Origin of the sequence: Hymenobacter piscis (genome assembly GCF_018760735.1) — a bacterium.
Lineage (GTDB): Bacteria > Bacteroidota > Bacteroidia > Cytophagales > Hymenobacteraceae > Hymenobacter > Hymenobacter piscis.
On the sequence record NZ_JAHHZN010000002.1, the window covers coordinates 126,621 to 148,189 of the forward strand.

Genomic DNA, 21,569 nt, shown 5'->3' on the forward strand with positions numbered 1-21,569 from the left:
CTTGGACTGGTATAGGGCAAGTGCCCGGTTGGGCACAGACCCGGCCGGCTCTGCCAGCCGCTGAGGTGGCCAGTTCCAGTATTCGCGCCAGCCTGGTACAGCCGCAAGGCACGTTGCACCCGCTTTTCGAGCAGGCAAATGCCGCTAGCCTGCTGACGCCCTTCGCCAGTGAAGAAGGCAATCGCACCGCATCAGCTACTACGGCTCCCAACAGGCCTGCGGCTATTCCCACGGTAGCCAATATTGCCTCCACAACTAGCGTAGGCCGGGGAACGGGTATCATTCGGTTGTTACCAAGGCTTTCCAGCACCAGCCGGGATGCGACCAGCTTTGTTTTTTCTACGCTGCCCACGGCGAGCCAGGGAATTCTCTATGTGGCTGATCCTACTGTCTCCTTCTACACTACAGTCACGGCAGGTCAGGTAGTAACTGCTCAGCAGGCGGAATTTATTGCCTTTAGCGCGGCTACTAATGCCACGTTAGGCAGTACGTCCTTCCGATTCCGCGCCCGCAATGCCGACGGAACTTCGCCGGAGGCTAACTACACGTTTCAGATAATCAACACGGCTCCGACAGCGCGGGACTTTACTAACCCTACGCTCATCGGGAACGGCCTGCGCCAGAACCTGCGGGACCTGGCCGCCTGGGGCTTTGTGGACATAGACGGCACTGTTGCGTCATTTCGTTTTACAGCCCTGCCCGCCACTGCTACCATCGGCACGCTGTACGTGAACGGCGTACCAGCGCAGCTCAACACCGATTATCCCGTTGGCCGGTCGGCGCAACTCGCTTTCCAGCCCGTGATAGGCTATTCCGGAACGGATGCTATTGCCTCATTCCGAATAAAAGATAATGATGGAGCCGACTCCAACATTGGCCGATTCGGCATTCCGGTAAACAAGGCGACTTGTGCTCAGGCCTTAGTATTCGATTTTACCTCCCGGCCTGACGGAGAAGACTGGTCGGCACCACGTACGGTGGCCGTGGCCAATTCCAACGTGACCATCACGACCCGAGACTACGCGGCACCCGCCGGGCAAACCACGCTTACTACGGATTACCGGGTTGGCAGCCCGGGCTATGCCCTCGACTGGTTTACCGATTACACTGGCACGACCAACATCACCAGCACCGCCAACTTTGTCTTCAATCGTCCGCTGAAAAACTTCAGCTTCACGATGGGTGACTTGGACAAAGGCACCGCAGCTGAAGGCAGTGCCTTCGTGGATGACGTAACCTTCAACGGTTATAAGGTAGACGGGACAGTGGTGACATTGGCTGCCAGCGACATCAGCTTGGCGCCCAATGGCAACAACGTTTTTAGTGGCGGCAACCGGATTACCGGCCGCACGAACCCTGCCACCGGCTCGGGCAGCACAGTAGGCCCCGATGGCAACGTGACGGTTAACTTTCGGGAGCCCATCGTGCGCCTGGAGTTAATTTACAAAAACCTGCAAACTGAACTGACTGACCCTGGAACCCAGGCCGTATATATTTCGGCTTTTACCTGGTGCGAAGAGGCCGATATTGCTACTACGCTCACCGGCCCGGCCCGCAGCCAAGCCGGCCAAACAGTTAGCTACGTTGTCACGACCCGTAACCAGGGGGATACCAATGCCGGAGGCGTCCGCACGCAGGTGCAACTGCCGACGAACCTGCAAAATGTAACGGGCGGCACGTACGTGGCCAGCACTGGTGTGCTGACGCTACCCCTTATCGGGACGCTGACGCCCAACCAGCAAAGCGTCACAACTATTTCGTTTACGATGCCAGCTTCGGGCAGCGTGACGGGAACGGCATCCAGCACTTCAACCAGCCCCGATACTGAACCCGCCAACAACAACGGTTCTTTGGCCAACGCCAGTGTAACGACGGTACAAAACCGCCCACCCGTAGCCAACGACATCACCGCGCCAGCCGTGGCTGCTAACGCCGGACCTACCACTATTCCGGCCCTGACGGGCACCGACCCGGACGGTAACGCCACCATTGCCTCGTACCGGGTTACTACCCTGCCTGCGCAAGGTACGCTCTCGTTGAACGGTACGCCCATTACGACCTCCACCGTACTTACACCTGCTCAGGCAGCGCAACTCCAGTTCACGCCTGCGGGCAGCTTTGTAGGCAACGTCACCTTCAACTACACCGTGACCGATGACCTGGGAGTCTCGGATGCCACGCCGGCTACTTACACCATTCCGGTAACAGCCGTAGCTGACGTTGTCACGACTCTCTCGACTACGCAGACGGCCGTGGCTCCTGGCGCCAGCATTACCTATACGGCCCGGGTGCAGAACAACGGTCCTTCGGCCGCTGCTACCGTAGCATCTACCGTACAACTGCCCGCCGGCCTGCTGCTGGGAGCAGCCAATCTGCCCGCTGGTGCCTCGTACAACAACAACAGCGGCGTGGTAACCCTGCCCACCACGGCTTCACTGGCTCCCGGGGCGGGCAGTGCCCTGACCTACGCCATCACGTTCCCGGCCCCGAACTACAGCACGACCATCACGGGCGTAGCGGTCAGCAGTTCCCCTACCGCCGACCCCTCGGCCACCAACAACAACGGCAGCCAGGCCAATGCCCAGGTATCAACGGTTGTTAGCCTACCTTCGAACGGCTGTGCCGGCCCGCAGTACGGCCCCGCCCGCAGCAGCGGCCTGTATGGTGAATATTTCGCGGGTTACTTCAATGATGACCTGAACTTCTTCGCTGGCAAAACGGCCGGGGTAACCCGCTACGATGCCACCGTAAATTTCCCGGCTACCAACAGCTGGGGTAACCTCGTGCCGCCGGCAACCGGTAGCGCTTCAGACCCAGAGGCCTTCACTGCCCGCTACAGCGGAAGCATTACTATTGCCACGGCTGGTTCTTACACGTTCTACCTGAGCTCCGATGATGCCTCCTACCTGTGGCTCGATGGCGCCGTAGTAGCTCCTACTACTGGTAATGCCGCTATCAACAACGGTGGTTTGCATGGGACTGTAGAGCGTTCAGCAACTGTTACCCTCTCGGCTGGGGTTCACAACCTGCTGATCATCTACGGTGAAAACGGCGGGGGCAACGTGCTCACCTTCTCCTACGCCAGCACGACGGCCAACATCAGCAAGCGGATCGTACCCAACTCGGTATTGTGCGCCAGCGCTTCGCAGCCACCGGTAGCGGCTAACGTTACCAACTCCCCGGCCATGCCCAACACCAACGCGGCTACGCCTATTGCCGCGTTGAGCGCAACCGACCCCGATGGCCAGATTGACTCCTACACCATTCTGACGCTGCCTACTGCCGCTTCGGGTACCCTGTTCCTCTCAACGGGCGGTAACCTGACGGCCGTAACGGCCGGCCAGGTCATTCCGGCCGCTCAGGCCGGCAACCTGTTTTTCGATCCGGCCTCGGATTTTGGTAATGCTGCCGGAACTACGAATGCCACCTTCACCTACTCGGCCACCGATAACAGCGGCACTGGCTCTAACGTGGCTACCTATACTATTCCAGTGGCCACTGGCGTGACGGCGTTCAATGATGTTAATGTCACCGCACCTAACACGCCCATTACGTTCAGCGTAACGGGTAACGATGCCGGGGCTCCCCGCGACGTAGCCACCGTTGACCTCGACCCGAACACCCCCGGCCGCCAGACCACAAAAACGGTAGCCGGCCAAGGAACCTTCACGGTCGATAACGCAGGCAACGTGACCTTTACCCCCGTGGCAGGCTTCCTCGGCACGGCCGTTATTCCCTACACCGTCAATGGTACGTCGGGCGTAACCTCTAACCAGGCCAACATTGCCGTTACGGTTCGTGCACTTGTCGATCTGGCCACAACGGTAACCACCACCGCTGCTACCGTACAGGCCGGGCAACCCGTTACGTTCACGGTAACGGCTTCCAACCTGACCACCCCGAACTACACCAGCGCAGCAGGCGTCACCCAGACGCTGCAACTGCCCGCCGGCCTGACAGGCGTATCGTTTTCCAACGGCGGGAGCTACAATAACAACACCGGTCTGGTTACGTTCCTGACCAACGGCACGCTGGCTCAGGGCGCTTCCACTACCTACGGTATCACGTTTACTGCTCCAACCAGCGGTCCAATTAATGGTACAGCCCAGATTTCAACGACCAGCAACGAAATCGTCCTGACCAACAACGTGGCAACGGCTCCGGTCGTCATTACACCGGCTTTCGACCTGGCCACCCGCATTAGCGGTCCGGCTACAGTAGTAGCTGGTCAACTGGTAACCTTCAACGTTACCTCACTTAACCTGAGCGGCAGCACGGCCCCGGCTGTAGCTCAAACGGTCACGCTGCCCCGCAACCTGACTAACGTGTATGTTTCCGACTTTGGTGTGTATGACGCAAGCACGGGAATCGTCACGTTCCCAACCCTGGCTTCACTACCCGTTGGGCAGAACGCCAACCATTCGGTAAGCTTCATTGCTCCGGCGGCCGGCGCAGTTTCGGTAACGGCCAACATAGCGGCCGGTAACGGCGTGGAAACGGTGACGACCAATAATCAGGCAACGGCCGCACTCACGGTAAATGCTGCTGCGACGAACAACCAAGCCAATCTGTTCACGACCATAACGCCTTCTACGGCTAACCCGGCACCGGCTGAACTGTATCAGTACTCCGTGGCTTATGGCAACAATGGTCCGTCGGCTGCCACTAATCCGGCGTTGCGGATTCTGTTGGCCCCGGGCCTGACAGTTACGGGCCTGCCAGCGGGCTTTACGTATAACACAACAACCGGCGAAATTACGGCTACCACCCCCTTGGCTACCCTGGCCAGCGGTGCCAGCCAGAATTTCACTTTCAGCGTAACGGCTCCGGCCGCTGGTACGGTAACGGCTACTTCCGCCATTGCCGCCACCACTATCGACCCCGTTCCGGCCGATAACGTGGCCATTGCCAACGTTACGGTAACCCCGCGTACGGATCTGACGACGGCCATCACGGGTACGACCACCGCAGTGGCCGGCCAGCTGGTGACCTACAACGTAACGGCGGCCAACATTGGCAGCACCGCGGCCCTGGGTACTGTTCAGACAGTTCGGATTCCGCCCTTCCTCGGCCCAGCCAATGTTACCATCAGCGGCGGTGGCAGCTATAATAACAACACCGGCGACGTTACTTTCAGCCTGGGAACTGTAGAGGCTGGCGCTACGGCGCAGAACACGGTGAGCTTCTATATGCCGACCGAAACGCAGGTAAGCGGCGTATCTTCCGTCTCAACCTCCACTCCGGAGTCGAATGGAACCAACAACACGGCTACCCTGACGACCACGGGCCAGCGCTCTGCCGATGTGCAGATCGTCCTCGCCACACCGGTTTCGCCGGTAGTAGCCGGTACGCCGGTCGTGTACTCGGTATCAACCAAGAACAATGGCAACTCGCCGGCAGCCTCCGAAACGACCACCGTTCAGCTGCCTGCTGGCCTGAGTGGCGTAACGGTCTCGGGCGACGGAATCTACAATGCCACCACAGGCGTTGTGACCTTCCCTACGCGCACGAACGTGGCTCCCGGTGCCGATGGCACGGTGACGAACACCATCGGCTTCCTTGCGCCTGACGCAATCCGCCTTAATGTAACGGCCGTGTCTAACGTATCAGCGGCGACCAATGACCTGAACCTGAGCAACAACGTAGCCAACTCGGCTATCACGTTGAGTCCGGTGACCAGCGACCTTAGCGACCTAGCGGTCAGCATCAGCGCCGACGCAGCCAACTACGCGGCCGGCAGCCCCATCACGTACACCGTAACGGTGACCAACAACGGTTCGGCCACGGCCACCGACGTCCGGACCCGGGTAGCACTGCCCGCTGACCTGACCGGCTTTGCCAATGGTACGTCCAGCGGCAGCTACAGCAATGGTGCCAATGGCACGGGCATCGTGCTGCTGACGGCTAACGCCGCCAACGTCAGCATCGCCAGCGGCGCCTCGCAGACGTACACGTTCTCCATTGCGGCGCCGGGTGCCGGACCAGTATTAGCTGTCGCCAGCACGTCTTCGGATGTTTCGGATAATGTGCCAGCCAACAACATCAGCCAGACCAGCGTGAACATTTCGGCCCTGGCCGATGTGCAGACCACGATTACCGGCCCAGGTTCGACCATCGCGGGTTCGCGGGTGGCCTACACCGTCATCACCCGCAACAACGGGAAGTCGGCAGCCAGCAGCGTGCAGCAAACGGTTCAGATTCCGGCCGGCCTCACCAATAACGGTGGCACGGTCAGCATCTCGGGCGGTGGAACCTACGACAACGCTTCGGGTTTAGTGACTTTCCCAACTATTCCGACCCTCAACTCGGGCACCCTACAGGCGGTTATCAACACCATCGCCTTTGATTTCCCAACGGCTGCCTACACGCTCACCGCCAATGTCTCCACTTCGACGGCAGAGAGCAATACGGCTAACAATACCAACACGAATCGGACGAACATTGCCAACCAGGCCCCGGTAGCGCGTGACGTAGTGAACAACATCACGGCCCCTGATGGCAGCACAGCCACCATGGCCCAAGCCATTTTGCCGCTGGTTGCCACTGATGCGAACGGCACGATTCGTTCGTTCACACTTACCAATCTGCCTAACACCACCACTCAGGGAACAATGTTTGTAGATGGCGTGGCAGTTACCGAAGGCACGGTGGTTCTACTGGCCGATGCTGGCAAGCTCTCCTTCCTGCCAGCAACCGGTTTCATAGGCAATGCGTTCTTTAACTATACGGCCACCGACAATAGCAACCTGGGCTCGCTGAATACGGCAACGTACACGCTGCCCGTTGGCCAGGACAACAGCTCAGTGTACGCCTATACACCGACTAAAGGTGGCGCAAACGTATACAACAACAACGATGTACTAGCTTACGTGACGGATATTAATGCCGCTCGCTACAACAGCGCTGGTCTGGTATATGATGCTACAACCGGCGCCCTGGTCAATGATGCCAGCAATGGCCTGCCAACTACAGGCACAACTAATGCGGTGATTTCCGCGCCGGACAAAGCCCTGCTCAACGCAGCTGGTATCGACATCAATCCCACTACCGGCCAGTTCTTCGTTTCGGACCGGACGCTACTCCGTCAGGGCAGCTACACGGTGAGCGTAACAACTACCGATATCAACGGGGGTACCAATACGCAGAGCGTGACGATTCCGATTGGTAGCCGTCCGCTGCCCGTAACGCTGGTTTCCTTCTCGGCGAAGGCCGCCGGGGCCGATGCGCGCCTGACCTGGGCTACGGCCCAGGAACTCAACAACGACCACTTTGTGGTAGAGCGCAGCTTTGATGGTCACGCGTTTGCGGCCGTGGCCGAAGTGAAGGGCCAAGGCACCAAAGCCTCGGCCACGAACTACACGCTCACCGACGCCCAGGCTGCCAACAAGGCCCAGGGCCGCGTAACCTACTACCGCCTGCGGCAGGTAGATACGGACGGCACCAGTACCTTCAGCGCAGTGCAGACGGTGACTTTCGGTCTGACCACCCGCACCACCAGCGTGGCCGTGTACCCTAACCCCGCCTCGAACCTGACCAACACGCGTCTGGATCTGTCGGGCACGGAGGCCGGCACCTACCAGGTGAGCATCGTGGACATGACCGGCCGCGTACTGCGCAGCTTCTCGCAGGCGGGAGCCAGCAACGAGGCGCTGGATGTAACCAGCCTCCCGGCCGGCACCTACCTGGTGCTGGTGAAAGGCAACGGCGAATCGTTCACGCAGCGCCTGATTAAGGAGTAACCTCCGGGTTGTTTCCACCCGTAACCGAATGCCCCTTGCCAACCGGCGAGGGGCATTCGGCTTTTTAGGGCCTGGCCGTTGGCCAGAGTCCCCCAACCAGCAACCGGCTTTGTCGGTATAGGCATTCTGGATTCCTTGCGCATTGAGGATAGTCAGATGACGGAAGGTTGCCTGACTACTTATTCCGAATGCCTCGGTACTCAGCAGTACCCGCCGTCCCCCATTTCCTCCCCTTCTAAGCTCCCCTGTATGCCTGCTCGCCCTCACGCACCTGGCCGCGTTGTAACCGATATTGATGTCGCCATCATTGGGGCTGGCAGTGCCGGGCTGAGCGCGGCCCTGGTGCTGGGCCGCTGCCTGCGCCGGGTGCTGGTGCTCGATGGCGGCGCGCCCCGCAACGCCCCTTCGCCCGCCGTGCAGGGCTTCCTGACCCGCGACGGCACCCGGCCTGCCCAACTGCTGGAACTGGGTCGCGCGGAGCTTGCGGCGTATGAGTCGGTGGAGATAAAGCAAGCCCGGGTAACGGCCGTGCGCGTGTGCGGCAAGCACTTCGAGCTGACCCTGGAAGGGCCCACCGGCCGCCAGAGCACGCGCACGGCCCGCAAGGTACTGCTGGCCACTGGCGTGGAGGACGAGCTGCCGCCCATCAAGGGGATGCGGGATTTGTGGGGCCGGGGTGTGCTGCACTGCCCCTACTGCCACGGCTGGGAAGTGCGCGACCAGCCGGTGGCCGTGTACGGCCGGGCCAAGCTCGTGACCGGGCTGGCCCTACTCGTGAGCCGCTGGAGCCCCGATGTGGTAGTGTGCGTGGAAGACCCGGCCAACCTCACGGCGCACGCCCGCCGCCGCCTGCGCCGCCAGCGCATTACGGTGCGCGAGGAGCCCCTGGTGCGGCTGGAAGGCACTGCCGGCGGCGAGCTGCGCCACCTCGTGTTTGAAACCGGCGCGAAGCTGGCCCGCGCGGCCTTGTTCATTCACGCCCACCAGCACCAGCGCAGCCCCCTGGCCGAGCAGCTGGGCTGCCGCCTCACCGGCAAGGGCGCCATCTGGGTGAGCAAGGAGCAGCAGACCACGGTGAAGGGCCTCTACGCGGCCGGCGACAACACGCCCGGTACCCAGCAGGCCATTCTGGCCGCCGCCGAGGGCAGCAAGGCCGCCATCAGCATCAACGAAACCCTCACCCGGGAAGAATGCCCCAAGTAGGCCAGGGCCGGCGGGGGAACTTGCCGGGGTTGGCTGGGTTTTTCCCGCCGGGGGCGGTATCTTACTGCACCTAGCTTCCCGACCTCTGCCCGCGCCCTAGTTTATCCCGTATGCGTCTTGCTTATCCGCTGTGCCTGTTGTTGCTCGTGCTCACTATTCCGGCGGGCTGGGCGCAACGCATTACGTTTAGCGGCCGCATCACGGAAGCCGACGGCAAGCCGGTTCCCTTCGCCTCAGTATTCGTGCGCGGCACCAGCCAGGGCGCCACGGCCGATGAAAACGGCCGCTACCAGCTCACGCTCCCCGGCCCCGTGGACACGCTCACGGCCTCGGCCATCGGGTTTTCGGCCGTTAAAAAAGCCGTGTCCAGCAGCAAGGCCCAGCAAACCGTCAACTTTGCGCTGGGGGCCGGGGCGGTTTCACTGGGCGAGGTGATTGTGCGACCCCACGAAAACCCAGCCTACCGCATTCTGCGCCGGGTGCAGCAAAACAGGGCCCGCAACCAGAAAACCGAGCTGCTGGCCTACGAATACGACAGTTACGCCCGCAACGAGCTGCTGCTCAATAACCTGCCCGACCAGGTAAGCCGCCGCAAGCTGCTGCGCCAGATGACGGCCGTGGCCGACACCCTGGGCCTGGACCGCGACGCCAATGGCCGGCCCGTGGTGCCGGTTTTCGCCTCCGAGGTGCTCTCGCGTTTCTACCAGAACAACAACCCGCTGCGCCAGCGCGAGGAAGTGAGCAAAACCCAGATGCACGGCGCGGCGCCCCGCGAAGGCTCGGTGGTGTCGCAGGTGATGGGCTCCTCGTTTCAGGACTGGGACTTCTACCGCAACTGGATCCGCATCGTGGGCAAGGACTTTGTCTCGCCCATTGCCGAGGGCTGGAAATTTTCCTACGAGTACGAGCTGCAGGACTCGCTGCTGGTGGGCGACGACTACTGCTATAAAATCAAGGTGACGCCGCGCCGGCCCCAGGATCTGGCTTTCAAGGGCACGATCTGGATTACCACCGATACCTACGCCCTGCGCCAGCTTGATCTGGCCGTGAGCACCCAGGCCAACCTCAACTTCATTGAGCAGATTGCCGTCAGCCAGGAGCTGACGCCCACTGCGGCCGGTCCCTGGCTGCCCACCCGCACCCGGTTCGTTATCAGCATCAAGCCCTCCCAAGGCAGTACCGGCGTGCTGGCCCGCATCACTACGGTGTATTCCGGTTTCGTGGTAAACCAGGTGAAGCCCCTGCCCTTCTACGACAAGCCCCTGGAAGTAGCCGCCGACGCCTACGAGGTGCCGGCGGGCTTTTTCGCGGCCAACCGCCCTGATTCGCTCAGTCGCCAGGAGCAGCTCACGCTTACGGTGCTCGATACCGTGCGCCAGCTGCCGGCCGTGCGCTCCTTGCTGGAGCTGGCCGATGTTGTGGTGAACGGCTACTACCCGCTGGGCAAGGTGGATCTGGGCCCGATTCTGGCCACGCTCGGCTATAATAATATTGAGGGTCTGCGCCTGCGGGCGGGTTTCCGCACGTCCACGGAGTGGAGCCGCGACTGGCAGCTGCGGCCCTACGTGGCCTACGGCACCCAGGACGGGCGCTTCAAGTACGGCCTGCGCGTGCTGCGGGTACTGGACCGCCGCCACTGGACGGTGGCCAACTTCGAGCACCGCCATGACATCGACCAGATTGCCCTGCTCGACAACGATTACGCCCTCGAAAACCCCTTGTTTGAGGCGGCCGCGCGCCTGGGCAACATCAGCAGCAGCCGCCCCCTGCTGCGCGACCTGACCAGCGTGGCCGTGCAGTCGGATCTGTTCCGGGGCTTTACCCAGCGCGTGATGCTGCGCCGCCAGCAGTTTCAGCCGCTCTACCCCTTTGCCTACTACACCGGCGAGCCCCGCCCCGGCAACCCCACCCGCTCCGATTTCACCCTCTCCGAAATCGTGCTGGAATCGCGCTACGCCCGCGACGAAGTGCTGGTGGCCAACAACCAGAACCGGCGCACGGCCGTGGGCCTCAAGCGCTGGCCGGTACTCACGGTGCGCTACACGCTGGGTGTAAACAACCTGCTGGGCTCCGATTTCCGCTACCAGAAGTTCAACCTCCTCCTCGACCACAGCATCCGGCTGGGCCAGCTGGGCCGCACTACTTACCGCCTCGACGCGGGCTACATCCCGAGCACGGTGCCTTACCCCCTGCTCAAAAGCCACCTGGGCAACCAGTCGGTGTTCTACAACGCGGGTGCCTACAACCTGATGCGCTACTTCGAGTTCGTGAGCGACCGGTACGCGGGCCTGCAGCTGGAGCACCAGTTCGGAGGCTTCATGCTCAATTCCCTGCCGGCCATCAGGCAGCTCAACTGGCGGCTGGTGGCCACCGGCAACCTGCTCTACGGCCGCGTGAGTGCCGCCAACCGCCAGATCACCCCTCCCACCGACCCGGTCAGCGGCCAGGCCCTGCCCACCTTCCAGTCGCTGGGCCGCGCGCCCTACGCCGAAGTAGGCTACGCGGTGGAGAACATTTTTAAAATCGTACGGGTTGACTTCCTGCACCGCCTCACCTACCGAACCGCGCCCGATGCGCGTACCTTTGGGGTGAAAGTGAGCCTGAAGTTCAGCCTATAATTTAATGTGTCTGAATGTAGGCAATGTGCAGAATGTGAAAATCTGGTAGCATATGCGTCTCACCACCTTTTTGCATTCCGCACATTGCTCACATTCGTTTACCACGTTCCGCCCAGTTGAGAATACATGCCTAAGTACGAAGTTGCCAATCTGAGTCTGGCCGAGGCCACCCGCCACGCGCCCTTCATCGACTACGCCCGCTGCATCGACGCCGCCCAGCGCCCCTACAACCACGCCGGCGACTGGCCCCGCCAGGGCCAGCTCTACCCCGTGCGCACCGTGGATTCGCGCACTGAGGGCATGCCCCTGATCCACGTCCTCGGCTTCGAGGGCGAGGCCCCCTATTACAACGCCTTCGCCCCCCACCGCTTCGAAATCCTGCTCACAGTGTGGTTGAATTAGGTGAGGTGGTGAAATGGTGAAATGGTGAGTTTGATGTTCGGCTGGTCCTGCTTGCGCTACTTGCGCCTTTAGGTCCGCTGAACATCAAACTCACCATTTCACTATCTCACCACCTCACCTCATACAGCACCGGCTTGCTGGGACTGGCGTCGAGTTCGAGGCTGGTGATCTGGAGGTTGAGCAGGAACAGGCCGTCTTCCACGGCGTCGGGCACGAAGATGAGTTCGGTGATGGTGGCGGCCTGGCGGGTGGCGTGGGGGTACTGCCAGAAGGCGTGGTGGGCCAGCAGCCGGCCGCCGTCCTCTTCGCGGTCGACGCTGGGCAAATCCAGGAGCAGGTGCTCGATGTGCTGCTGGGCCAGGTATTCGGCCAGGGCGGGTTCCAGGTAGGTGGGGTTGGTGCCGGAGTAGTGGCGGGTGCGCTTGGCGCGGTGGTTGGGCAGGGTGCGCAGAATCAGGGCTTCGGGCCGCACGGCCGCGGCGGGGCCACCCTCCAGCTCCCGCTGCACATCGGCCAGCATCACTACTTCGTCGCCGTTGGGCTGGGGCCGGGGCTGCACCGATACCAGCCGGGCCACGAACAGGAAGCGGCGCAGGCAACGGTTGAGCGTAGCCCCCGGCTCGGCCGAAATATGGCCGTAGCACTCGGTATGCGTACCGTTGCCGTGGGGCGTGATGTGCACGCGCTGGTAGTTGGTACTGCCCCCGGCGGCTACGCTGCCCACAAAATCACCCACCCGAATCACGTCGAACTGCACTGGCTCGGCCCAGAAGCAGTTCACCTGCTGCCCGCCCGGGGCCAGGGGCAGGGAAATATCCAGGGGCTCGTGGGGGTTGAAGCTGAACGTGCGGCCCTGGTGCGGATACGTGGCGAGCATGGGTTTTGGGGTGAGGAGGTGAGGAGGTGAGGAGGTGAGGAGGTGATGAAGAAGCAACAAAGAACGTCATGCTGAGCGAAGGCGCAGCCGCAGTCGAAGCATCTCGACTGCTTCGTTGCAATCAGTGGAGTTAGCATTGCGGTAGAGATGCTTCGACTCCGGCTGCGCCTTCGCTCAGCATGACGTTCTATTCCTCGCCCCATCACCTCCTCGCCCCATCACCCCATTACCTCCTCACCCTCTACTTCTAACCCATTCAGAATCCGGGCGATTTGGCGGGCGTGGCTGACGACCATGAAGTGGCCGCCGCCGGGGATGAGGTACTCCACGGGCGTGGGGCCGGGCGGGAAAACGCGGTCCTGGGTGCCCAGAATCTGGATGCTGCGGCCCACGGAGGTGCTGTCCCAGTGCAGGAGCCGGGCAATGGCCCAGCGGGTGTAGCGCGGCTCCATGTCGCGGAGGATGCGCTTGAACAGCCGGTACTCGCCCCCGCCCTTCACCCCGAAATACCACTGCCCGGCCCGCGGAAACAGCTTCAGGGCCTGGGGCGGCAACAGGCGGTACAGGCCGGTGGCCCGCACCAGCTTCAGCAGGGGCGGCAGGCAGCTGGCATCGGGAATGCTGCTGATGAGCACCGTGCGCAGCTTCGGCCGCAACCGGTTGATTTCCAACCCCACCACGCCGCCAAACGACACGCCCACCAGCCACCCGGCAGCATCGGGCGGAATGGCCTCCGCCATCCGGGCCGCGTAGTGCGGCAGCGTTTCGTCGTCCGATTCGGGGGGCAGCCAGGGCAGCAGCTGCGTTTCGCCGTGCAGGCGCGGCGCCAGCTGCCGGAACACCCGCTCATCGGCCCCCAAACCCGGAATCAGGTAGAACATAGAAATCAGGGCTCTACGCGCAAAAATACGTCTTCGAGGTAGAAGATATTGTGGGGCTGGCCGGATTCAAATTCGTCGGCGTCTTCGCTGTCGGCGTTCATGCTGATGTCGAAGGAATCGTCCTCGGCCTCCTCATCTTCGTCGCCGAACAGCTCATCGGCGGGGTAGGTGCAGGAGAGCTTGAGGGCCACGTTGGGCAGGGGCACGGGCGGGTCGGCTTCGGTACTGTACTCGAGCAGGCAGGGCCACTCGCGCACGGTAGCCAAGGCATCGGCCACGTCTTCCTGCAGGGCCTCGGTGCGGGCGCCGGCCAGGCGCAGCATCAGGTCGAGCTGCTGAAACGTGAGGCCCAGGTGAAAAAAGTGGGGCTCCTGGTCGAAAAACGTGGTGGCCCAGATGGTCACGTCGTCGGAGTTATCGAACACGATGGCCGTGAGCTGCACCTGTTCGATGAAGAAATCCGTATCGTCGGCCAGCGCGTCAATCAGTCGTCTCATAATCACTAAGTTGGCAGACGAACCCCTGGGGGAGAACCGGCCCGGCAGGCCGCAGGTGCCGTAGCCCTTTCCCAAAGAAAGAAGAAAACCCGAAAAACGCCGCCAGTGGCCGCCCAAAACCCCGGCCCGCCGGCTCGCTCTATTCCTGGAACAGCTCCAGGGTGATGTGGTCGGCCAGGAGCTTGCCGGCGTCGGTGAGGCGGAGCCAGCCGCCCGCCAGGGTGGCCAGGCCGGTGGCCTGCAGGTGGGCCAGGTAAGCCGCCCGGGCGGCGGGCAGATCCACACCCAGCTCGTCGCGCAGGCGGGCCAAGTCGCAGCCGCGGGCGGTGCGCAGGCTGGTCATCAGGTACTCGTTGGCCTGGTCGCGGGAACTCAGGATTTCTTCGGTGGCGGGCACGGTACCTTCCTCGAGCACGGCCGCTACGTAGCGCGGGTTGTTGGCCACCGCGTACTGCCGGCTGTGGCCGTTGAAGGAGTGGGCGCTCGGCCCCAGCCCCAGGTAGGGCACCCCGCCCCAGTAGGCCGAGTTGTGGCGCGACTCGCGGCCGGGCCGGCAGAAGTTGCTGATTTCGTACTGCTGGTAGCCGTGGCGGGCCATTTCGGTGAGCAGCAGCTCAAACTGCCGGGCCACGAACTCGTCGGGCGGGGCCAGGAATTTGCCCTTGCGCAGCTGGCGGCCGAACACGGTATCGGGCTCGATGGTGAGGGCGTAGCAGGAGAGGTGGGGCACGCCGAGGGCGAAGGCGGCGGCCATGTCCTGCTCCCAGATGCCGTGGTCGGGCGCGGGCACCCCGTAAATCAAATCCACCGAAATATTTTCGAAGCCCGCGTCCTGGGCCCGGCGCACCGCCGCCCCCGACTCCTGGGCCGAGTGGGCCCGGTTCATCAGCCGCAGATGCGGCTCGTGGAAACTCTGGAGCCCGATGCTGAGCCGGTTCACGGGCGAGGCCGCCAGCTCCCGCACCTTGGCCGGCGTGAGGTCGTCGGGGTTGGCTTCGAGGGTAATTTCCACGTCCGGGGCCACCGCAAACCGCGCGAAAATGGCCGAGAGCAGGGTATCGAGCTCGGCCGCCGTGAGCAGGGAGGGCGTGCCGCCCCCGAAGTAAATGGTGTTCACCGGCGCGCCGGGCGCCAGGTACCCGGCCCGCAGGTCCATTTCCTTCACCAGCGCTTCCACCAGCCGCTCCTTCAGGCCCATGCTGGTGCTGAAGTGAAAGTCGCAGTAGTGGCAGGCCTGCTTACAGAAGGGAATATGGAGGTAGATGCCGGACAAAGCGGGAGGAGTGGGTGTGGCACGGACTTCAACCCGTAGCCCAAAAGTCAAGAATGGGAAAACCAGCCCGGAAAATCAGCGCCGGAGCACCAAGCGGCGAAAACAGGTGGGCTGGTGCGGGCTACGGACTAAAGTCCGTGCCACCGCGAAAAAGTATCTTCGGGAAATTAAACGCGGCGTTTCGCGTTGCCTGGTTACAAATGTACGCCCGTCTGCTCGTTTTCTGGTGGTTGCTGCTGAGCGTGGTCCGGGGGGCCGGGGCCCAGGGCACCACGCCGCTCAACCCGGCCGCCCCGCCGCTGGCCGCCTCGCCGGCCGTGGCCACGCCGCCCGATTCGGCCCGGAAAGCCGCGCCCGCCCCGCCCCGGCCGGTGCGCCCGGTGGTACTGCGCCTGGCTACCGAAGCCGCCGATGCCGCCGTGCTGCGCCCCTACCGCTACCGCCAGCAGCTACCCGATTCGCTGGCCGCCCTGCGCGAGGTGCGCCAGCTGGTGCTGGCCCTGCAGGCCGATGCCTACCTCACGGCCTCGGCCGACGAGCTGCGCTGGGGCCCCGGCTCCGACACGCTGACGGTGCGCCTGTACGTGGGCGAGCAGTTCCGCTGGGCCCGCCTGCGCAACGGCAACCTCGGCGACGCCCTGCTCACCCGGGGCGGCTTCCGCGAAAAGCTCTACCGCCAGCAACCCCTGCGCCCCCAGGAGTGGGTGCGCTTCCAGGAAAACGTGCTCCACGAGGCCGAAAACCAGGGCTTCCCCTTCGCCACCATCGGCCTCGACTCGCTCATGCTCACCAGCACCGAAATCGAGGGCCGGGTAGTGCTGCGCCGGGGTCCGGCCGTGGTCTTCGACTCCATTCAGATCATCGGCAAAACCAAAACCAAGGCCCGGTTCCTCACCCGCTACCTCCAGCTTGAGCCCAACGAGCCCTTCAGCCAGCAGCGCCTGCGCGAGGCCGACCGGCGGCTGCGCCAGCTGCCTTACCTGCAGGTGAAGGCCGCGCCCGAGGTGCGCTTTTCCCAGGGCCAGGCCCGGGTGTACTTCCTGCTCGACGACCGCACGGCCAACCAGTTCGATGCCATTGTGGGCGTGCTGCCCAACCCCAACCCCGGCCTGGGCCAGAAGAAGGTGCAGATTACCGGCGACGTGACCCTGAACCTGCGCAACATCGGGGGCGGCGGCAAGGGCCTGGGCGTGCAGTGGCGCAAGCTCGATGCCACTTCCCAGCTGCTCGATGCCCAGTACCTGCACCCCACGTTTTTCGGCACCCCGCTCGAAGTCAGCGCCTCCTTCAACCTGCTTAAGCAGGACACCTCTTTTCTGACCACCCGGCCGCGGGTGCAGGTAGCCTACCCCACGGCCCAGGCAGGGCGGCTGGCTGTGTTCTTCGAACAGCGCAATTCGCGGCTGCTCAACCAGAATTCGACCCTGCAGCAGGCCACCCGGCTGCCAGCAAATGTGGACTCGCGCTTTGCCTCCTACGGCCTCGACTACACCTGGAACACCCTCGACGACCCGTATTTTCCGCGGCGTGGCCTGCTGGTGAGCGCGCAGGCCGCCCTCGGCACCAAGCGCCTCAGCAGGAACGGCGACGTAAAGCCCGAACTCTACGACGGCCTGAGCCTGCGCAGCCGGCAGGCCAGCCTGGGGCTGCGGGCCGAGCGGTATTTTCGCTTCGGGCGGGCCGGGGTGCTCGTGACCCGCCTGCGGGGCGAGGCCCTGCTCAACGACCGGCTTTTCCTCAACGACCTGTTCCGCCTGGGCGGGCTGGCCACGCTGCGGGGCTTCAACGAGCTCAACTTCTACGCCAGCCAGTACGCGGTAGGCACCGCCGAATTCCGCCAGTTTACCGGCGCCGACGCCTACGTGTTCGTCTTCGCCGACCAGGCCTACCTGCGCCGCGACCTGCCCCAGGACCCCTTCCCCCGCGACACGCCCACCGGCCTGGGCGCGGGCCTGAGCTTCCGGACCGGGGCCGGCCAGTTTCAGTTCGTGTACGCCCTGGGCCGCAGCCAGCAGCAGCGCTTCGGCCTGAGCTCGGGCAAAATCCACTTCGGCATCACGAGCCGGTTTTGAGGAAGTCAGGCCAACCGCTCTGCCCAAGCCTCTGCGCCGCGTCAGCTCGGGCCCGTAATTGTAGACCCAACCCCTTATTCAGGCAGCGTCCTTCCTGATCCGCATTATTTTTTTACCCCTGATAATCAACCGGAACGGCGCCGGCCGCTGCAAATTCCGGCTCGGGGTGCCGCATCTTAAAAAAACCCTGTTACATTTGTATTACCAAACAGTGCGGGGTGGAGCAGTTGGTAGCTCGTTGGGCTCATAACCCAAAGGTCACTGGTTCGAGTCCAGTCCCCGCTACCTAAAAGGGCGTTTCCATAACGGAAACGCCCTTTTCTTTTGTCCGTGGGACAGTTTGTGGGACAAATCGGGGGCACCTCACTACTTTGTCCCTATTCAAGTGCGGGGTATTGTGGTGTCTACAGTCAGACATAGTCTATTTTGCTTTAGAGAAGATAAATTTGTAATGTTCGGTATGAAAAAAGCTTTTCTAATAATCGCATTACTTACAAGTCATTCACTTAATGCTCAACAACTCGAAGGAAGGGAATTGGACGAAATAATACAGCTATACTTTGACAATCAGGTTGATATAGTAAAGGCAAAGCTGGAAAATGCTGGATTCAAGATAATGAAATCAACCCCCGACTATACGTTGAATGGAATAAAGCATAGTGGCGACTTTTCTATGGTTCGTGAGCAAACCAGTAAAGACCCCGTAGTGAGGGGGATGGGACTGATGGATGAGAGCCGTTTCTTTTTCGAAACAGTTGACTATGGCAGTAGTAAGGTGTATAGTGTCTCTTTCGACGTAATGATGGATTACAGTGCCAATACGTATGACTACTTAGCTTATTGGTGGTCGAAGAATACGATTGTAAAGGATACCTGCCCTGAATCACCCAAGTGCTTGCATCTCATTTCCCATGTTCCAGATAAGCCAAAGGGGATGCTAACGGTATACGATTACACAATCAGACTTACCAACACTCCATTAGAAGCAGGCCCAACGCGTGATAATTTGCATGGAAGTGTATATCTAAGAATCGCACCGTTGCAGACGATACGAAAAGCAGCAGCTCCCGTAAAGTCAAAAGGTCGATAGAAGCTTGCTGGAGTACGCAGACGGCTGTACTTGCGAGGACAGCACCATTTCGCGCTGTCCTCGTTTGGAAATCAGGGGCTTTAGTTACCCCATCAGGGGCCGGGCAGGTCGTACTTTAGGCTGAGCAGACCGCTGGTTTTGTCGTAAATTTGGGTAATGGCAAAAGTATCATTCCCAAGTTATTCGCCCGTTCCCCTCGGAGTTTCGGGCACTGGTGAAGCCTATATACTTCAAGGCGGCGACAAGCCTTTAGCGACATTGGCCCGGCAGGATTTGATAGCCCGTCGCACAGCCGAAAAAGCCGCCGCCGACAAGCAGAAGCAGGCGCAACAGGAGGCACAGCAGATGCAGCGGCTACGCGCAGGCATTGCCACCGATGGCTTCCTTCCATACAAACCCCTGCTTGACCAAGAGCGGGGCGGGCTGTATGAAGAGGTACGGAAGGTCTACCAAAACCCCAACCTGAACAGCACCGACAGGCAGAGCCTGGCGGAGGAGAGAATAGCCAGCTACAACAGCCGCGTTAACTGGACCAAGCAGCTTGAAAGCCGGTTTAAAGATGTGGTCAGGCTTTCCAGCGCAGCCGGTGCCCCCTACAACCCGGCCGCCGTGGATGCCGCCCTACAGGCGACGTTGAAGGACAAGGAGGGGAACATCCTGCCCCCGGGCACCTACAACCCCGACGTGGCAAGCGCCGTGCTCGATAACCCGAATACGTTCGACCGGACCGCCGTAGCAACCCGGTTTCTGGACCAGCTTGCCGAAGCGGACAGCTCGACGGTTTCCACGGCGGCCACGCCCGGCCGTTACGGGCAGCGCAATACGGCGACGTCTAACTTCTTCGAGGTGGAGGACGGGGCTTTTAAGCTCGACCCGGCCACCGGCCGCCGCATTGCCCGCACCAGCCGCCCGGAAGTGGTGGAGGCCGCCCGGCGCGACCCGTTTGTGAGTAAGCTCATCGACCAGCAGATGCAGGCCCACGCGGCAACAGTGGCCGGGGTGGTGGAGAAAATGAGGGCATTCGAGCCACTGACGGAGCAGGAGCAACAGCTTGTTGAGCAGGAGCAGACCGGCCCCAAACGATACGTTCAGTACCTGGATGAGCTGCTGCTTCCCCATGCCTACCAGCGAAGCAGCGAAATACAGACCTACGCCCGGCCGGTAGCCGCCAAGACCCCCAAGGCAGCGGCCAAAAAGCCCGCGTCGGAAATTACCGTTACGCCGACCGTTGGCTATCAGGCCAGCACCTATACCCCGGAACCTTCCGGCCTTCGCCAGCGCACCATGAAAGCGGCACTAGGCATAGACCCGGCCCGGGTCACCAATCATTACCCCACCGTGGGCGTGACCTTTGCCAGCGCCCGGAGCCCGTTCGCGGAGGTGATGGTAGACAACCGGGGCGCGGAGGTGGTGGGCCAGAACGGCACAACTACCAAGCTCGCGCAGGGCAACGGCAAGGTACCGGCTCGTATCACCAGCCGCGACCTGGCTCTATATATCAACGGCAAGCGCGTAGGCCGCACACAGGCGTTTACCTCGGATACGGACGCCTACACGTATCTACTGCAAACCATTGAAGGGCTCACCCCGGAACAGGCCCGCAAAGCGGAACTACGGGCTGAATACCGGGGCAGTATCACGGACAAGGCCCGCACCCTGAACAGCGGCACCGGGGGCCAGAATGCAGCCGGGAACCGGGAACCGGCCGAGACCAGCCCGAAAGGGGCAAACCCGTGGGATGCTTCGGAAACAGAGGGCCGCAGCTCAGGTCCTACGGCGACGGAGCAATCGGTAATCATACAAGCCAACCAGACCACCGACGCCCAGCTACAGCGGGCCAGCGGCGGCACCTGGAACCCGCGACGCCTCACCCCGGAGCAATCCCGCGCCGTGGAAGCCCTGAAGCGCAAGGGCGGCCGATTAATCGACCCGTACACCCAGACGCCCACCACCGGGCAGCAACCCCAGCCGGCCTTGAAGAAGACGGGCGTTGATTGGGGTGTTCCTGACTCCCGCCCGGCCACTGGCTCTGGCGACAAATACCGAAAGAAGGATAAGGTAGTACTCCGTATTGGCGTACCAGACCCCTCGAAATCGGAACTAGTCGGTAAAAAGGACGTGCTAGGCTTCGGCACGTCCAGCCCAGCTAACCGGGGCGGGGCCTACTAGCCAACCCTCACCACTGTACGCTGATCACCTAGCCCCTGAAAGCAGAAACACCCGCTCAATTTGGGCGGGTGTTTCTTTTGGCCCGGTTTAGGCCCGGCCGTAGATACGGCGAACTGTGTGGTGAATCTCGCGGCACTCCTGGTAATGGTCCTTCATGGCTTGCTGAATCTCGGCGCAGGCTTCGTAGTCTTCGCGCTCTTCATATTCATCCAGTACCATTCCGGCCAGCAACTCCCCGCCAAGTTGGTACATGGTAACGAAGTCGCGAATTGCGTAACCCATGCTATAACACCGGATAACCGTATCTGTCGGAGGCTCTAGAAACACGTCGGGCGTATGCTGGGCCAGACAATACAGGTACTCACGTAGCCACGTTACATCGGGATGTTCGCGGGCGAACTGTTCATATTTTTCGTCTTTCTCGGTGGGATTGTCCATCATAGGGTCTGTTATATTTCGGGGAAGGCCAGCAGGGCCGCCAAGTGGTAGGCGTCGCCGTCCGTTTGACAGCCGAACCACTCATGTAGGTTGCCGTGACAGGCGTACAGGTAATAGGGGTGGATAGCTCCCGGCTCGTGAACGGCGATACTAAGCAGGGTTTCGGGGCAGGCTGCTGAAAGCAGGGAGAGGTACCGCCTGGCCGCTTCCTCGTCCTGCATGGTAGCCGGTACAGGGCGGGTAGTGGTCAGCAGACAGTCAGAGTTGAGGCAACCGGCAAGGCGAACAAGACGGGGACTTTTCATAGCAG

13 protein-coding genes and 1 tRNA gene are annotated in these 21,569 nt (G+C 61.8%); 8 read left to right on the top strand and 6 right to left on the bottom strand.

Going from position 1 to position 21,569, the window contains the following annotated elements:
• Positions 1–374: 374 nt before the first annotated feature.
• The 4 genes from KLP40_RS02725 to KLP40_RS02740 all read left to right on the top strand — a co-directional run bounded on the left by KLP40_RS02725 (position 375) and on the right by KLP40_RS02740 (position 11,962).
• Positions 375–7,739 carry a T9SS type A sorting domain-containing protein gene (locus tag KLP40_RS02725; protein WP_215592070.1) on the top strand — a complete coding sequence of 2,455 codons (7,365 nt, stop codon included), beginning with the start codon at positions 375–377 and terminating at the stop codon, positions 7,737–7,739.
• 249 nt (positions 7,740–7,988) lie between these two features.
• Positions 7,989–8,942, top strand: a complete 954-nt coding sequence (locus KLP40_RS02730) for an NAD(P)/FAD-dependent oxidoreductase (protein WP_215592071.1) — start codon at positions 7,989–7,991, stop codon at positions 8,940–8,942.
• A gap of 110 nt (positions 8,943–9,052) precedes the next feature.
• Positions 9,053–11,560: a DUF5686 and carboxypeptidase-like regulatory domain-containing protein gene (locus KLP40_RS02735; RefSeq protein WP_215592072.1), complete on the top strand. Its 2,508-nt coding sequence runs from the start codon at positions 9,053–9,055 to the stop codon at positions 11,558–11,560.
• Between the two features lie 126 nt (positions 11,561–11,686).
• Positions 11,687–11,962 carry a hypothetical protein gene (locus tag KLP40_RS02740; RefSeq protein ID WP_215592073.1) on the top strand — a complete coding sequence of 92 codons (276 nt, stop codon included), beginning with the start codon at positions 11,687–11,689 and terminating at the stop codon, positions 11,960–11,962.
• Positions 11,963–12,068: 106 nt separating this feature from the next.
• Here KLP40_RS02740 and KLP40_RS02745 read toward each other — a convergent pair whose 3' ends face one another.
• The 4 genes from KLP40_RS02745 to hemW form a co-directional block, all read right to left on the bottom strand.
• The gene (locus KLP40_RS02745; protein ID WP_215592074.1) at positions 12,069–12,839 is read right to left on the bottom strand and encodes a cyclase family protein; all 771 of its coding nucleotides are present in this window, start codon (positions 12,837–12,839) and stop codon (positions 12,069–12,071) included.
• Positions 12,840–13,057: 218 nt separating this feature from the next.
• Positions 13,058–13,720: an alpha/beta fold hydrolase gene (locus KLP40_RS02750; protein ID WP_215592075.1), complete on the bottom strand. Its 663-nt coding sequence runs from the start codon at positions 13,718–13,720 to the stop codon at positions 13,058–13,060.
• A gap of 5 nt (positions 13,721–13,725) precedes the next feature.
• Complete coding sequence (locus KLP40_RS02755; RefSeq protein WP_215592076.1) at positions 13,726–14,217, bottom strand: hypothetical protein; 492 nt, start codon at positions 14,215–14,217, stop codon at positions 13,726–13,728.
• 139 nt (positions 14,218–14,356) lie between these two features.
• Positions 14,357–15,490, bottom strand: a complete 1,134-nt coding sequence (gene hemW, locus KLP40_RS02760; RefSeq protein ID WP_215592077.1) for a radical SAM family heme chaperone HemW — start codon at positions 15,488–15,490, stop codon at positions 14,357–14,359.
• Between the two features lie 200 nt (positions 15,491–15,690).
• On the opposite strand from hemW, the gene KLP40_RS02765 reads away from it, so the two are divergent.
• The 4 genes from KLP40_RS02765 (at position 15,691) to KLP40_RS02780 (ending at position 20,821) form a co-directional block, all read left to right on the top strand.
• On the top strand, positions 15,691–17,562 hold the full coding sequence (locus KLP40_RS02765) for a BamA/TamA family outer membrane protein (RefSeq protein ID WP_215592078.1): 1,872 nt from the start codon (positions 15,691–15,693) through the stop codon (positions 17,560–17,562).
• A 212-nt stretch (positions 17,563–17,774) separates the two neighbouring features.
• A tRNA-Met gene (locus KLP40_RS02770) sits at positions 17,775–17,847 on the top strand.
• 175 nt (positions 17,848–18,022) lie between these two features.
• Entirely contained in the window at positions 18,023–18,652 is a 630-nt protein-coding gene (locus KLP40_RS02775) for a hypothetical protein (RefSeq protein WP_215592079.1), read from the top strand.
• Between the two features lie 273 nt (positions 18,653–18,925).
• Positions 18,926–20,821, top strand: a complete 1,896-nt coding sequence (locus tag KLP40_RS02780) for a hypothetical protein (RefSeq protein WP_215592081.1) — start codon at positions 18,926–18,928, stop codon at positions 20,819–20,821.
• A gap of 87 nt (positions 20,822–20,908) precedes the next feature.
• On the opposite strand, the gene KLP40_RS02785 is transcribed toward KLP40_RS02780, so the two are convergent.
• A complete protein-coding gene (locus KLP40_RS02785; protein ID WP_215592082.1) occupies positions 20,909–21,262 on the bottom strand; it encodes a hypothetical protein in 354 nt (117 codons plus the stop codon).
• An 8-nt stretch (positions 21,263–21,270) separates the two neighbouring features.
• Positions 21,271–21,564: a hypothetical protein gene (locus KLP40_RS02790; RefSeq protein ID WP_215592083.1), complete on the bottom strand. Its 294-nt coding sequence runs from the start codon at positions 21,562–21,564 to the stop codon at positions 21,271–21,273.
• Positions 21,565–21,569 lie beyond the last annotated feature (5 nt).

Bases quoted from the DNA above. Each gene is read 5' to 3' on its own strand.
- KLP40_RS02730 (WP_215592071.1), top strand. From the start codon at position 7,989: ATGCCTGCTCGCCCTCACGCACCTGGCCGCGTTGTAACCGATATTGAT.
- KLP40_RS02735 (WP_215592072.1), top strand. From the start codon at position 9,053: ATGCGTCTTGCTTATCCGCTGTGCCTGTTGTTGCTCGTGCTCACTATT.
- KLP40_RS02740 (WP_215592073.1), top strand. From the start codon at position 11,687: ATGCCTAAGTACGAAGTTGCCAATCTGAGTCTGGCCGAGGCCACCCGC.
- KLP40_RS02745 (WP_215592074.1), bottom strand. From the start codon at position 12,839: ATGCTCGCCACGTATCCGCACCAGGGCCGCACGTTCAGCTTCAACCCC.
- KLP40_RS02750 (WP_215592075.1), bottom strand. From the start codon at position 13,720: ATGTTCTACCTGATTCCGGGTTTGGGGGCCGATGAGCGGGTGTTCCGG.
- KLP40_RS02755 (WP_215592076.1), bottom strand. From the start codon at position 14,217: ATGAGACGACTGATTGACGCGCTGGCCGACGATACGGATTTCTTCATC.
- KLP40_RS02765 (WP_215592078.1), top strand. From the start codon at position 15,691: ATGTACGCCCGTCTGCTCGTTTTCTGGTGGTTGCTGCTGAGCGTGGTC.
- KLP40_RS02775 (WP_215592079.1), top strand. From the start codon at position 18,023: ATGAAAAAAGCTTTTCTAATAATCGCATTACTTACAAGTCATTCACTT.
- KLP40_RS02785 (WP_215592082.1), bottom strand. From the start codon at position 21,262: ATGATGGACAATCCCACCGAGAAAGACGAAAAATATGAACAGTTCGCC.
- KLP40_RS02790 (WP_215592083.1), bottom strand. From the start codon at position 21,564: ATGAAAAGTCCCCGTCTTGTTCGCCTTGCCGGTTGCCTCAACTCTGAC.